This window comes from Streptomyces sp. E2N166 (assembly GCF_003671715.1).
Taxonomy (GTDB): Bacteria; Actinomycetota; Actinomycetes; order Streptomycetales; family Streptomycetaceae; genus Streptomyces; species Streptomyces thinghirensis.
This window is the reverse complement of the sequence record NZ_RAIF01000012.1, coordinates 1,334,817-1,347,878: the sequence shown is the minus strand read 5'-3', so window position 1 is coordinate 1,347,878 and position 13,062 is coordinate 1,334,817. Positions and strand designations below refer to the sequence as shown.

The window sequence follows — 13,062 nt, the reverse complement described above, 5'->3', positions numbered from 1 at the left end:
GGCCGCACCCGGTGGTTACGGACAGCCCGCGCCCGGCCCGTACGCCCCGCGGCAGCAGCCGTATCCGGCTCAGGCGGGCTACGGGCAGCAGCCCCAGGCCCCGCAGCCGCAGCCGTACCCGGCTCAGGCCGCTCAGCCCTCCTACGGGCAGCCGCAGCCGTACGCGCCGCCGCAGGCGCAGCAGCCATACCCGCCCCCGCCCCAGCCCCAGCAGCAGCCTCCTCACTGGCAGCCGCAGCCCCCGCAGGGCTGACGGCGGACCCTCGGCGACCTCTCACCCCGCCCCGGCGCCGGGTGAGAGCAACGTTCCCTTCCGGTCATCCACAGCCCCACCGGCCCGAAACGCGCCCTCCCTAGCTTCGGTGCAACCGAGATGTGGAGCACCGTGGAGGCGTCATGAGAGTCCCTGGCGGCCGCTGGATCCAGCACTGGGATCCGGAGGACGAGACCTTTTGGAAGGAGACGGGGGAGCGGGTCGCACGGCGGAACCTGTTCTTCTCCGTCCTCTCCGAACACATCGGGTTCTCGGTCTGGACCCTGTGGTCCGTGCTGGTGCTCTTCATGGGGCCGGAGTACGGGCTGACACCGGCCGACAAGTTCCTGCTGACGTCCGTGGTCACGCTCGTCGGGGCCGTAGTGCGGGTGCCCTACACCTTCGCGGTCGCGATCTTCGGCGGGCGGAACTGGACGATCGTCTCCGCCGGGCTGCTGCTCGTGCCGACCGTGGCCGCGTTCACGGTCATGGAGCCGGGGACGTCCTTCTCGACCTTCCTCCTCGTCGGGCTGCTGGCCGGCATCGGCGGCGGCAACTTCGCCTCCTCCATGACCAACATCAACGCCTTCTTCCCGCTCAGGAGGAAGGGCTGGGCGCTCGGCCTCAACGCCGGGGGCGGGAACATCGGCGTGCCGGTCATCCAGCTGGCCGCGCTCGCGATCATCGGGGCGAGCGGCGGGCCGCGGGTGCTGCTCGGCATCTACATCCCGCTGATCCTGGTGGCCGCCGTCCTCGCCGCCTGCTTCATGGACAACCTCGCCTCCGTGAAGAACGACACCGGGGCCGCCAAGGACGCCGCCCGGGACGGCCACACCTGGATCATGTCCGTGCTGTACATCGGCACGTTCGGGTCGTTCATCGGGTACAGCTTCGCCTTCGGGCAGGTGCTCCAGACCCAGTTCGGGCGGACCCCGCTCCAGGCGGCGTACCTCACCTTCATCGGCCCGCTGCTCGGCTCCCTGATCCGGCCGCTGGGAGGCAGGCTCGCCGACCGGTACGGGGGCGCGCGGATCACGCTGTGGAACTTCGTCGCCATGGCCGCCGCCACCGCCGTACTCGTCGCGGCCAGCATGGCGAAGTCGCTCGGACTGTTCGTCGCCGTGTTCGTGGCGCTGTTCGTGCTCAGCGGGCTCGGCAACGGCTCGACGTTCAAGATGATCCCCGGCATCTTCCAGAACAAGGCGCTCGCCAAGGGGCTGAGAGGGGAGGAGGCCGTGGCGTACGGGCGGCGGCTCTCCGGCGCCTCCATGGGGCTGATCGGCGCGGTGGGCGCGCTCGGCGGCGTGGCCATCAACCTCGCCTTCCGGCAGTCCTTCCTCTCCCTCGGCTCGGGCACCGGCGCCTTCGTCGCCTTCCTCGCCTACTACGCCGTCTGCTTCGCCGTCACGTGGGCGGTATACCTTCGCCGTCCGGCCGTACGGCCGCCGGCCGGGCCGGCGGGCCCGGGGGAGACGAAGGACCGGCTCAGCTACGCCCAGGTATGACGTAACACTGGTGACATGAAGCCGAACCGAGCCTGTCACGCGCCGTTGACAGGCTCGGTCGGCACGTGAGTATGCACGTGGGTGTGAACGATCGGAGCGCGGCGAGCCATGGACGACGAACAGCAGCGGCCTGACCACGGTCGCCTGGCCGGATTCACCGTGGGCGTGACCGCCGCCCGCCGGGCCGACGAACTGGGCGCGCTGCTACAGCGGCGCGGTGCCGCCGTCCTGCACGCCCCGGCGCTCAGGATCGTGCCGCTCGCCGACGACAGCGAGCTGCTGGCCGCGACCAAGCAGCTCATCGACCAGGCACCGGACGTCGTCGTGGCCACCACCGCCATCGGGTTCCGGGGGTGGGTCGAGGCCGCCGACGGCTGGGGGCTGGGCGACGCCCTGCTGGAGCGGCTGCGCGCGGTGGAGCTGCTCGCGCGCGGACCCAAGGTCAAGGGCGCGGTCCGGGCCGCCGGACTGACGGAGGAGTGGTCGCCGGCCTCCGAGTCCATGGCCGAGGTACTGGACCGGCTGCTGGAGGAGGGCGTCGACGGCCGCCGGATCGCCGTACAGCTGCACGGTGAGCCGCTGCCCGGGTTCGTGGAGGCGCTGCGGGCGGGCGGTGCGGAGGTCGTCGGGGTACCCGTCTACCGGTGGCTGCCGCCGGAGGACCTCGGGCCCGTGGACCGGCTGCTGGACGCCGCCGTCTCGCGTGGCCTGGACGCCGTGACGTTCACGAGCGCGCCGGCCGCCGTGTCCCTCCTGGCCCGCGCCGAGGAGCGCGGCATGCTGCCCGAGCTGCTCGCCGCCCTCGGACATGAGGTGCTGCCCGCCTGCGTCGGACCGGTCACCGCGGTGCCGCTCCAGGCGCACGGCGTCGACACGGTCCAGCCCGAACGCTTCCGGCTGGGCCCCCTCGTACAGCTGCTCTGCCAGGAGCTGCCGGCCCGCGCCCGTGCCCTGCCCGTCGCCGGGCACCGGCTGGAGATCCGCGGGCACGCGGTGCTGATCGACGGGGCGCTCAGGACCGTGCCGCCCGCCGGCATGTCCCTGCTGCGGGCACTGTCCCGGCAGCCGGGCTGGGTCGTGCCCCGGGCCGAACTGCTGCGGGCGCTGCCGGGCACCGGCCGCGACGAACACGCCGTAGAGACGGCGATGGCTCGCCTGCGTACGTCCCTCGGCGCCCCCAAGCTGATCCAGACGGTGGTGAAACGCGGCTACCGCCTGGCCCTGGACCCGGCGACGGACGCCAAGTACACCGACGGGTGAGGCGGTACGAGGGGTTCCGGGGGCGGGAGCGGGCAGGCACTGTAGAGGGAGCGTTCCACCTGCTCCCCTTCTCGGCCCGCCTCACCGGGCAACCCCTAGGCGGTGACAGGAACATGGCACTGAGTACGGCCACCGACCCGTACGAGCTGCGCTTCGGCACCGGGCGGATCTGCCTGGATCTCATCGCCACCACCCATCCCATGGAACGGCTCGACTGCGTCGAGGCGCTGCGCGCCTGGATCACCGGCTCCGGACTCGTCCCGTCAGGCACCCCGCTGGCCCACGCCGACGCGCTCTGGCTGACCGGCTTCCGCGAACTGCGCGGCCAGACCACCCGCCTGGTCCGCTCCAGGTCCGCGCCCGGCACCCACCCGTACGACCTCGCGCTGGCCCGCGTCAACGGCCTCGCCGTCGCCGCGCCCCCGGCCCCGCGCGCGGTCCACGGCGAGGACGGCGCGCTGGTCCGGGAGTTGACCGGACCGCCCGACTGCGCGGCGCTGCTCGGCGCCCTCGCCCGGGACGCCGTGGAACTGCTCACCGACCCCGTCGCGCGGGCGAGTCTGAGGCAGTGCGAGGGCGACAACTGCCCGATCGTGTACGTGGACACCTCCCGCGGACGCCGCCGGCGCTGGTGCTCCAGTGAGATCTGCGGCAACCGCGAGCGCGTCGCCCGGCACCGCCGCCGCGCCGCCCTCGCCCGGTAAGTGCGGCGGTAAGTACGGCTGTGTCCCCTTCGTCGCACCGGATTCGAGAAACTGTCATCCCGCTTTGAACACGCCGCACTTCGCGTCCGTACCGAATGGGCGAGCGACCGACTGGGGGAACCCCCGGACATCGGAGGTGGGCGTGCGCAAGGATTCCGTCGTGGCCAATGAACGTGGTGCGAGGGCCCGACATCGCATGTCCCAGTCGTCCTCGGAACCCGACGAGGAGCTGATGCGGGCCCTGTACCGGGAGCACGCCGGCCCCTTGCTGGCGTACGTGCTGCGGCTGGTGGCGGGGGACAGACAGCGCGCCGAGGACGTCGTCCAGGAGACGCTCATCCGTGCCTGGAAGAACGCCGGTCAGCTCAACCGTGCGACCGGATCGGTACGCCCCTGGCTGGTGACGGTCGCCCGGCGCATCGTCATCGACGGCCACCGCAGCCGGCAGGCCCGGCCGCAGGAGGTCGATCCGTCGCCGCTGGAGGTCATCCCCGCGGAGGACGAGATCGACAAGGCGCTGTGGCTGATGACGCTGTCGGACGCGCTCGACGACCTGACCCCGGCTCACCGGGAGGTCCTCGTCGAGACGTACTTCAAGGGGCGTACCGTCAATGAGGCGGCGCAGACACTGGGCATACCCAGCGGCACCGTTCGCTCCCGGGTGTTCTACGCCCTGCGTTCGATGAAGCTGGCTCTGGAGGAGCGGGGGGTGACGGCGTGATGAGCGGGTACGGGGGAGTTCAGGGATTCGGCGGGGGATTCGGCCCGGGTGATACGGGTAATTCTGTCCCCATGCAGGGATCACCGGCGCCGAACGAGCACGAGACCGTCGGCGCCTACGCCCTCGGCATCCTCGACGACGCGGAGGCGACCGCCTTCGAGGCGCACCTCGCCACCTGCGAGTGGTGCGCCCAGCAACTCGACGAGCTGGCCGGGATGGAGCCCATGATGGCCGCGCTCGCGGACCTGCCGGGCACCGGTACGCCCGCGATCGCCGAGTCGCTGACGGCGAAGCCGAGCCCGCGGCTGGCGGAGAAGCTCGTCGACGAGGTCGCCGAGCGCCGTGCGAGCAAACGCCGACGCAACTTCTACCTGGTGGGCACCGCGGCCGCGCTGATCATCGGCGGCCCGTTCGCCGCCGTGGCGACGACGGACGGCGGCGGTGACGACGGCGGCGGGAAGAAGACCGAGGCCACCCGGCAGGCCGCGAGCCCCGCCGAGTCCGCCTTCGCCGCCATGCCCGACCGGGTGACGGCGACCGACCCGACCACCGAGGTCAGCGCGACCGTGGCCCTGCAGAAGAAGGCCTGGGGCACCGACGCGGTCCTGGAACTGAAGAACCTCAAGGGCCCCGAGAAGTGCTCCCTGATCGCCGTCGGCAAGAACGGCGAACGCGAGACGGTCACCTCCTGGTCGGTCCCGGACTGGGGATACGGCATCCCGGGCGCCACCACCGAAAAGGGCAAGAAGCCGCTCTATGTGCAGGGCGGCGCCGCCTTCGAACCCAACCAGATCGACCGCTTCGAGGTCATGACCTTCGACGGCGAGCGGCTGGTTGAGGTGGACGCTTAGGGGGTGTCGTTCGGACCCCGCCGAGGCGCGGGGTCCGGCACGCGCGTCTGCGGCGTTGTCGCCGGTTGCCGGGCGCCGTTGCCCGGGGCCGGCCTGATCCGAACGACACCCCCTCGGCCCGTCACCGGACGGGCCGTGGCTTCCGCGTCCCCCTTCGCGTACCTTTGACGGCTGCCCAGCACGTCAGAAGGGGGCCCGGTGGCCGCACAGGCGCAACAGGACTCAGCGGTCGACTCGGTTCACGACTCCGTACGGGAGGACTCCGTACGAGACCGAGAGATCAGCGTGGAACAGGCACACCTGGACCGGGTGTACCGCCGCCTCGAGGAGAAGATCGACGAGGCCGAGTTCCTCATGCACGACGCCGCGCAGCGCGGCCACGTCGGCACGCCCGGGGCGCTGGCCGAGCGCGACGCGCAGGTCTTCCGGGCCGGCATCCACCTCAGCCGCCTGAACAACGAGTTCGAGGACTTCCTCTTCGGCCGCATCGACCTGCTCCTCGGCAAGGACGGCAAGAAGGGCCCGGACGGCGCGTACACGGCCGTCGAGCCCGCGGAGGGCGCTCTGCGGCCCGACAACACCGCCGACATCGCCGAGACCCTGCACATCGGCCGCATCGGCGTCCTGGACGAGGACTACGCCCCGCTGGTCATCGACTGGCGGGCGCCCGCCGCAGCCCCCTTCTACCGGTCCACGCCGGTCGATCCGGGCCGGGTCGTGCGCCGCCGGGTGATCCGCTCCAAGGGGCGGCGCGTCCTCGGCGTCGAGGACGACCTCATGCGGCCCGAGATCCGGGCCGGCCTGGACGGCGAGGAACTGGCCGTCGTCGGCGACGGCGCCCTGATGGCCGCCCTCGGCCAGGCCCGCACGCACTCGATGCGGGACATCGTGGCCTCCATCCAGGCCGAGCAGGACCTGGTGATCCGCGCCCCCGCCGCCTCCGTGACCTACGTCGAGGGCGGCCCCGGCACCGGCAAGACCGCCGTCGCCCTGCACCGGGCCGCCTACCTGCTCTACCAGGACCGGCGCCGGTACGCGGGCGGCATCCTCATCGTCTCGCCGACCCCGCTCCTGGTGGCGTACACCGAGGGCGTGCTGCCCTCCCTCGGCGAGGAGGGGCAGGTCGCCATCCGCGCGATCGGCTCGCTGGTCGACGGCGCCGGGGCCACGCTGTACGACTCCCCGGCCACCGCCCGCGCCAAGGGCTCCTCCCGCATGCTCAGGGTGCTGCGCCGGGCCGCGCGCGGGGCGCTGGAGCCGAGCGACTCGCCGGCCCTGCTGCGGGTCGTCGCCTTCGGCCGCCGCATCGAACTCGGGGCGGCGGAACTGGCGGGCATCCGCCGCACCGTCCTCGGCGGCACCGCGCCCGTCAATCTGCTGCGCCCCCGCGCCCGCCGGCTGCTCCTGGACGCCCTGTGGGCCAAGTCGGGCGCCGGGTCCCGGCACAGTGACCCCGAGCTGGCCGCCGAACTGCGTTCCTCCTTCGACGAGGACGTCAGCTCCGAGGACTCCTTCACCGCCTTCCTCGACGCCTGGTGGCCGGAGCTGACCCCGGGTGCCGTGCTGGCGGCCATGGCGGACGAACGGCGCCTCGGCCGCTGGGCCCGGCGCGTCCTCAACCCGGGCGAGGTGCGCAAGGTGGCCCGTTCGCTGCGCCGCGAGGGCCACTCCGTGCACGACATCGCCCTGCTCGACGAGCTACAGGCGATCGTCGGCACCCCGGCCCGCCCCCGCAAGCGGCGTGAGCTGGACCCGCTGGACCAGCTCACGGGCCTGGACGAGCTGATGCCGCAGCGCGAGGAGACGCAGTGGGAGCGCGCCGAGCGCCTCGCGCAGGAGCGCACCGAGTACGCGCACGTCATCGTCGACGAGGCCCAGGACCTCACCCCGATGCAGTGGCGGATGGTGGGCCGCCGCGGCCGGCACGCCACGTGGACGGTCGTCGGTGACCCGGCCCAGTCCTCCTGGTCCGACCCCGACGAGGCGGCCGCGGCCCGCGACGAGGCCCTGGGCACCCGCCCGCGCCGCCGCTTCGAGCTGACCGTCAACTACCGCAACCCGGCGGAGATCGCCGAGCTGGCGGCCAAGGTGCTCGCCCTCGCCATGCCGGGCTCCGAGTCCCCGACGGCGGTGCGCTCGACGGGCGTGGAACCGCGCTTCGCGGTGGTGGAAGACACCCTCGCGGAGACGGTCCGGGCGGAGGCGGCCCGGCTGCTGGACCTCGTCGACGGCACCGTCGGCGTCGTGGTCGCCATGAACCGCCGCGAGGAGGCCCGGCGCTGGCTGGCCGGGCTCGGCGACCGCGTGGTGGCGCTGGGCAGCCTGGAGGCCAAGGGCCTGGAGTACGACGCCACGGTCGTCGTCTCGCCCGCCGAGATCGCCGACGAGTCGCCCGCCGGGCTGCGCGTGCTCTACGTCGCCCTGACCCGGGCCACCCAGCAGCTGACGGTCGTCTCCTGCGAGCGTGACGAACCGGACGCCGCGGGGGTGCCGGACCTGCTGCGCGACTGAGCGGCGAGGAGAGACACCGGGACGTGCGAGAGGCCCGCGCCGTGGGACGGCGCGGGCCTCTCGTCTTCTTCGATTAGGTGGCACCGACCCGCCATGCTCGCCTCGCGGCAAGTGGTCGCTCGTAGCGACGAAGGTTGGGCCCGGGGGCTTGGATCGAGCCGGTGCCACGTCCAAGGTAACAAACGATCCCCGCAAGACAATTCCCGTCCCGCGGGTTCTTTCCCGGGCCGGTCCCCCTCTTCCGTCGACCCGCAACTTCTCGTATGGTGGAAGTCGTTTTCCGAAAGTGCTCGAGGTCCGGCGGGGACGGTGCGCGAACACAAAGTTCGCAACCCGGGGTGGCTACCACGTACTCAGTGGTAGGTGCGACTATCGGACGGCACAAACGCAGTTACACGGTGAAAGCAGAGGAAGTCGGCCATGGCAACGGCGCCCAGCGTCTCCTACTCGATGACGGTCCGACTGGAGGTGCCCGCGGGCGGGACAGCGGTCTCGCAGCTCACCACCGCGGTGGAGTCCGCCGGTGGCTCCGTCACCGGCCTCGACGTCACGGCCTCCGGCCACGACAAGCTCCGTATCGACGTCACCATCGCCGCCGGCTCGACCTCGCACGCCGACGAGATCGTGGAGCAGCTGCGCGGCATCGAGGGCGTCAGCCTGGGCAAGGTCTCCGACCGTACCTTCCTCATGCACCTCGGCGGCAAGATCGAGATGGCGTCGAAGCACCCCATCCGCAACCGCGACGACCTGTCCATGATCTACACGCCGGGTGTGGCCCGCGTCTGCATGGCGATCGCCGAGAACCCCGAGGACGCCCGCCGCCTGACGATCAAGCGCAACTCCGTTGCGGTCGTGACGGACGGCTCCGCGGTGCTGGGCCTCGGCAACATCGGCCCCAAGGCCGCGCTGCCGGTGATGGAGGGCAAGGCGGCCCTGTTCAAGCGCTTCGCCGGCATCGACGCCTGGCCGCTCTGCCTCGACACCCAGGACACCGACGCGATCGTCGAGATCGTCAAGGCCATCGCCCCGGGCTTCGCCGGCATCAACCTGGAGGACATCTCCGCCCCCCGCTGCTTCGAGATCGAGGCCCGGCTGCGCGAGGCCCTCGACATCCCCGTCTTCCACGACGACCAGCACGGCACCGCCATCGTCGTCCTCGCCGCCCTGACCAACGCCCTGCGCGTCGTCGACAAGCCCATCGAGAACGTACGGGTCGTCATGTCCGGCGCCGGCGCGGCGGGTACGGCCATCCTCAAGCTGCTGATCGCCGCGGGTGTGAAGAACGCCGTCGTCGCCGACATCCACGGCGTCGTGCACGCGGGCCGCGCGGACCTGGTCGACGCCGCGCCCGGGTCGGCGCTGCGCTGGATCGCCGACAACACCAACCCCGAGGGCCTCACCGGCACCCTGAAGGAGGCCGTGCACGGCGCCGACGTCTTCATCGGCGTCTCGGCCCCGAACGTCCTGGACGGCGACGACGTGGCCGCCATGGCCGACGGTGCGATCGTGTTCGCGCTCGCGAACCCCGATCCCGAGGTCGACCCGGCGATCGCCCGCCAGACCGCGGCGGTCGTCGCCACCGGCCGCTCCGACTTCCCGAACCAGATCAACAACGTGCTGGTCTTCCCGGGCGTGTTCCGGGGCCTGCTGGACGCGCAGTCCCGCACGGTCAACACCGAGATGATGCTGGCCGCCGCGCACGCCCTCGCGGACGTGGTGACCGAGGACGAGATCAACCCGAACTACATCATCCCCAGCGTTTTCAACGACAAGGTCGCCGGTGCCGTCGCGGGCGCCGTGCGGGACGCGGCGAAGGCCGCCGGGGTGGTGGCGTAGGTTTCCCCGGCGGGGGAAGGCGGCCGGTGGCGTGGTGGTGAGGATCACCACGGCGGGCCGCCCCTCCGGCGCGTCGCGGGATGTCGGGCCTCGGATCGCCCTCTAGGGTTGCGCAAGGCTCAGGCCCTCTCGGCGTGTGACTCCCAAGGGTGTTCTCACGACTCCTGGGGGTGCCGGATTGGCTTTACCGCCGCAGGTGGAGGCAGGATGCCTCCCTGGGCGCGAGGGTCTGACGACCGACCCGGGTCCGGGGAATGTCCGAGGACCCTGGCAGCATCGGCATCGCTGTGCCCAACATGCGGCTCCGCCGCGTGGCACGCCTCAACGGCAAGAAGAACACGGGAGTAACAACATGAACCGCAGTGAGCTGGTGGCCGCGCTGGCCGACCGCGCCGAGGTGACCCGCAAGGACGCCGACGCCGTGCTGGCCGCGTTCGCCGAGGTTGTCGGCGACATCGTCTCCAAGGGCGACGAGAAGGTCACCATCCCCGGCTTCCTGACCTTCGAGCGCACCCACCGTGCCGCTCGCACCGCCCGCAACCCGCAGACCGGCGAGCCGATCCAGATCCCGGCCGGCTACAGCGTCAAGGTCTCGGCGGGCTCGAAGCTCAAGGAAGCCGCGAAGGGCAAGTAAGCACGCCTGAGCGCCGTCGCGGTTCTGCGTGGGGGCGGCTCGGGGCCCGTAGTGGCTGGTCGCGCCCGCGCGGCGGAGCCGCGAATCGATACGGCCCCGCGCCCCTCGCGCAGGGGGGCGCTCAGCACAACGCCGATGGGGCGGTCACCCGAGTCCGGGTGACCGCCCCATCGGCGTGTCCGCGCTGCCGTCTAGCCGAGCGCCTTGCCCGGCAGCTCGACCTTCGCGCCCAGTTCCACGAGCTTCTCCATGAAGTTCTCGTAGCCCCGGTTGATCAGGTCGATGCCGTGGACCCGGGAGGTGCCCTGGGCCGCGAGGGCGGCGATGAGGTAGGAGAAGCCGCCGCGCAGGTCGGGGATGACCAGGTCGGCGCCCTCCAGCTTGGTCGGTCCCGACACGACGGCCGAGTGCAGGAAGTTGCGCTGGCCGAAGCGGCAGTGTGAGCCGCCCAGGCACTCGCGGTAGAGCTGGATGTGGGCGCCCATCTGGTTGAGCGCGGAGGTGAAGCCGAGCCGGGACTCGTAGACCGTCTCGTGGACGATGGACAGGCCCGTGGCCTGCGTCAGGGCGACCACCAGGGGCTGCTGCCAGTCCGTCTGGAAGCCGGGGTGGACGTCCGTCTCCAGGGCGATGGACTTCAGCTGCCCGCCCGGGTGCCAGAAGCGGATGCCCTCGTCGTCGATCTCGAAGGCGCCGCCCACCTTCCGGTAGGTGTTCAGGAACGTCATCATCGAGCGCTGCTGGGCGCCGCGGACGTAGACGTTCCCCTCGGTCGCCAGCGCGGCCGAGGCCCAGGAGGCGGCTTCCAGGCGGTCCGAGAGGGCACGGTGGGTGTAGCCGCCCAGCTCGTCCACACCGGTGATGCGGATCGTGCGGTCGGTGTCCATCGCGATGATCGCGCCCATTTTCTGCAGTACGCAGATCAGGTCCTCGATCTCCGGCTCCACGGCGGCGTTGGACAGCTCCGTGACGCCCTCGGCCAGCACGGCCGTCAGCAGCACCTGCTCGGTCGCGCCGACGGACGGGTACGGCAGGTTGATCTTCGTACCGCGCAGTCGCTGCGGGGCCTCCAGGTACTGGCCGTCCGCACGCTTCTCGATCTTCGCGCCGAACTGCCGCAGCACCTCGAAGTGGAAGTCGATGGGCCGGCCGCCGATGTCGCAGCCGCCCAGGCCCGGGATGAACGCGTGGCCGAGGCGGTGCAGCAGGGGGCCGCAGAACAGGATGGGGATGCGCGACGAGCCCGCGTGGGCGTCGATGTCGGCGACGTTCGCGCTCTCCACGTGCGAGGGGTCGAGCACCAGCTCGCCGGGCTCCTCTCCCGGGCGGACGGTCACCCCGTGCAGTTGCAGCAGTCCGCGTACGACCCGCACGTCGCGGATGTCCGGCACGTTGCGCAGCCGGCTCGGCGCACTGCCCAGCAGGGCGGCCACCATGGCCTTCGGCACGAGGTTCTTCGCACCGCGGACCCGGAGCTCGCCCTCCAGCGGGGTTCCGCCGTGGACAAGCAGTACGTCATCAGCGCCGTTGACGGTCATGAATCTCGCGTTCCGTGGGGTTGGGCAGGGGGCAGAAGGGAAAGGGTAATCGCCTTGTACCCCCCTTCAGTAAGCCTGTGCACGGTCCGGCGACGTCATGGGTTTGTCACAACACGAACCGTTCACCGCCGGGCACGGGCGGTCACGGTGACGGCGCGCGCACGGCGCACGTGTTCACCCCCGTGCCCCCGATTGCCTCCCCACGGGAGGGGAACATGCGGGATCATGTCAGGCATGACCGAGGTGTCCTCGCTCACGGGGCGGCTGCTCGTGGCAACGCCCGCCCTGGCGGACCCGAACTTCGAGCGTGCGGTGGTGCTCCTTCTCGACCACGACGAGGAGGGTTCCCTCGGCGTCGTCCTCAACCGCCCCACGCCGGTCGACGTGGGCGACATCTTGGAGGGCTGGGCGGACCTGACCGGCGAACCCGGCGTCGTCTTCCAGGGCGGCCCGGTGTCGCTCGACTCGGCCCTCGGCGTGGCCGTCGTCCCCGGCGGGGCGTCCGGCGAGCGGGCGCCGCTGGGCTGGCGCCGGGTGCACGGCGCGATCGGACTGGTGGACCTGGAGGCGCCGCCGGAGCTGCTGGCCCCGGCCGTGGGCGCCCTGCGGATCTTCGCCGGGTACGCGGGCTGGGGCCCCGGTCAACTGGAGGACGAGCTGACGGAGGGCGCCTGGTACGTGGTGGAGTCCGAGCCCGGCGACGTGTCCTGCCCCGTGCCCGAGAGGCTCTGGCGCGAGGTGCTGCGCCGCCAGCGGGGTGACCTGGCGATGGTGGCGACGTATCCGGACGACCCCTCGCTCAACTGATCTCCCGGCCGGAGCGTGTGAGCCTCAATACCCGGGCTTTAAGTACCCTGGCATGCATGAGCACTCTCGAGCCCGAGCGCGGGACTGGTACGGGGACCCTCGTAGAGCCGACACCGCAGACCTCGCACGGTGACGGTGACCACGAGCGCTTCGCCCATTACGTCCAGAAGGACAAGATCATGGCGAGCGCCCTCGACGGCACCCCCGTCGTGGCGCTGTGCGGCAAGGTCTGGGTACCGGGCCGCGACCCGAAGAAGTACCCGGTCTGCCCCATGTGCAAGGAGATCTACGAGTCCATGAGCGGCGGCGGAGACGAGGGCAAGGGCGGCAAGGGCGGCGACAAGAAGTAGCAGCCTTCCCGGCCGAGTTCTTCGAAGGCCCCCGGAGTGTGCCCGCGCGCACTCCGGGGGCCTTCGCGTTGTCACGAAGTGGTTGAGACCTC

Annotated in this window: 12 protein-coding genes; 10 read left to right on the top strand and 2 right to left on the bottom strand. The window is 71.7% G+C overall.

The window, feature by feature from the left end; translation table 11 throughout:
- Positions 1-226: hypothetical protein (locus EBH09_RS37830; protein WP_193776284.1), on the bottom strand; the 226-nt coding region annotated here is incomplete at its 3' end.
- Between the two features lie 170 nt (positions 227-396).
- Between EBH09_RS37830 and EBH09_RS13910 the strand changes: the two genes are divergently transcribed.
- The 8 genes from EBH09_RS13910 to EBH09_RS13875 all read left to right on the top strand — a co-directional run bounded on the left by EBH09_RS13910 (position 397) and on the right by EBH09_RS13875 (position 10,275).
- On the top strand, positions 397-1,758 hold the full coding sequence (locus EBH09_RS13910) for a nitrate/nitrite transporter (protein WP_121747250.1): 1,362 nt from the start codon (positions 397-399) through the stop codon (positions 1,756-1,758).
- Positions 1,759-1,866: 108 nt separating this feature from the next.
- On the top strand, positions 1,867-3,018 hold the full coding sequence (locus tag EBH09_RS13905; RefSeq protein WP_121747249.1) for a uroporphyrinogen-III synthase: 1,152 nt from the start codon (positions 1,867-1,869) through the stop codon (positions 3,016-3,018).
- A gap of 113 nt (positions 3,019-3,131) precedes the next feature.
- The gene (locus EBH09_RS13900) at positions 3,132-3,722 is read left to right on the top strand and encodes a CGNR zinc finger domain-containing protein (RefSeq protein ID WP_121747248.1); all 591 of its coding nucleotides are present in this window, start codon (positions 3,132-3,134) and stop codon (positions 3,720-3,722) included.
- A gap of 196 nt (positions 3,723-3,918) precedes the next feature.
- On the top strand, positions 3,919-4,443 hold the full coding sequence (locus tag EBH09_RS13895; RefSeq protein WP_007450155.1) for a sigma-70 family RNA polymerase sigma factor: 525 nt from the start codon (positions 3,919-3,921) through the stop codon (positions 4,441-4,443).
- A gap of 71 nt (positions 4,444-4,514) precedes the next feature.
- Positions 4,515-5,294 carry a zf-HC2 domain-containing protein gene (locus EBH09_RS13890; RefSeq protein ID WP_121747247.1) on the top strand — a complete coding sequence of 260 codons (780 nt, stop codon included), beginning with the start codon at positions 4,515-4,517 and terminating at the stop codon, positions 5,292-5,294.
- A gap of 198 nt (positions 5,295-5,492) precedes the next feature.
- A complete protein-coding gene (locus EBH09_RS13885) occupies positions 5,493-7,805 on the top strand; it encodes a UvrD-helicase domain-containing protein (RefSeq protein ID WP_193776283.1) in 2,313 nt (770 codons plus the stop codon).
- Between the two features lie 420 nt (positions 7,806-8,225).
- Positions 8,226-9,641, top strand: coding sequence for an NAD-dependent malic enzyme (locus tag EBH09_RS13880; RefSeq protein ID WP_121747245.1), 1,416 nt, complete (start codon positions 8,226-8,228; stop codon positions 9,639-9,641).
- Between the two features lie 352 nt (positions 9,642-9,993).
- The gene (locus EBH09_RS13875) at positions 9,994-10,275 is read left to right on the top strand and encodes an HU family DNA-binding protein (RefSeq protein WP_003950507.1); all 282 of its coding nucleotides are present in this window, start codon (positions 9,994-9,996) and stop codon (positions 10,273-10,275) included.
- A gap of 191 nt (positions 10,276-10,466) precedes the next feature.
- Here EBH09_RS13875 and murA read toward each other — a convergent pair whose 3' ends face one another.
- Positions 10,467-11,813 carry a UDP-N-acetylglucosamine 1-carboxyvinyltransferase gene (gene murA, locus EBH09_RS13870; RefSeq protein ID WP_121747244.1) on the bottom strand — a complete coding sequence of 449 codons (1,347 nt, stop codon included), beginning with the start codon at positions 11,811-11,813 and terminating at the stop codon, positions 10,467-10,469.
- 234 nt (positions 11,814-12,047) lie between these two features.
- Between murA and EBH09_RS13865 the strand changes: the two genes are divergently transcribed.
- Positions 12,048-12,620, top strand: coding sequence for a YqgE/AlgH family protein (locus EBH09_RS13865; RefSeq protein WP_193776282.1), 573 nt, complete (start codon positions 12,048-12,050; stop codon positions 12,618-12,620).
- 56 nt (positions 12,621-12,676) lie between these two features.
- Complete coding sequence (locus EBH09_RS13860) at positions 12,677-12,970, top strand: DUF3039 domain-containing protein (protein ID WP_055417189.1); 294 nt, start codon at positions 12,677-12,679, stop codon at positions 12,968-12,970.
- Positions 12,971-13,062: the final 92 nt, after the last annotated feature.

What these genes read in the sequence shown, in the direction of transcription:
- EBH09_RS13905 (WP_121747249.1), top strand. Translation starts at nt 1,867, where the DNA reads ATGGACGACGAACAGCAGCGGCCTGACCACGGTCGCCTGGCCGGATTC.
- EBH09_RS13910 (WP_121747250.1), top strand. Translation starts at nt 397, where the DNA reads ATGAGAGTCCCTGGCGGCCGCTGGATCCAGCACTGGGATCCGGAGGAC.
- EBH09_RS13895 (WP_007450155.1), top strand. Translation starts at nt 3,919, where the DNA reads ATGTCCCAGTCGTCCTCGGAACCCGACGAGGAGCTGATGCGGGCCCTG.
- EBH09_RS13900 (WP_121747248.1), top strand. Translation starts at nt 3,132, where the DNA reads ATGGCACTGAGTACGGCCACCGACCCGTACGAGCTGCGCTTCGGCACC.
- EBH09_RS13860 (WP_055417189.1), top strand. Translation starts at nt 12,677, where the DNA reads ATGAGCACTCTCGAGCCCGAGCGCGGGACTGGTACGGGGACCCTCGTA.
- EBH09_RS13880 (WP_121747245.1), top strand. Translation starts at nt 8,226, where the DNA reads ATGGCAACGGCGCCCAGCGTCTCCTACTCGATGACGGTCCGACTGGAG.
- EBH09_RS13875 (WP_003950507.1), top strand. Translation starts at nt 9,994, where the DNA reads ATGAACCGCAGTGAGCTGGTGGCCGCGCTGGCCGACCGCGCCGAGGTG.
- EBH09_RS13865 (WP_193776282.1), top strand. Translation starts at nt 12,048, where the DNA reads ATGACCGAGGTGTCCTCGCTCACGGGGCGGCTGCTCGTGGCAACGCCC.
- murA (WP_121747244.1), bottom strand. Translation starts at nt 11,813, where the DNA reads ATGACCGTCAACGGCGCTGATGACGTACTGCTTGTCCACGGCGGAACC.
- EBH09_RS13890 (WP_121747247.1), top strand. Translation starts at nt 4,515, where the DNA reads ATGCAGGGATCACCGGCGCCGAACGAGCACGAGACCGTCGGCGCCTAC.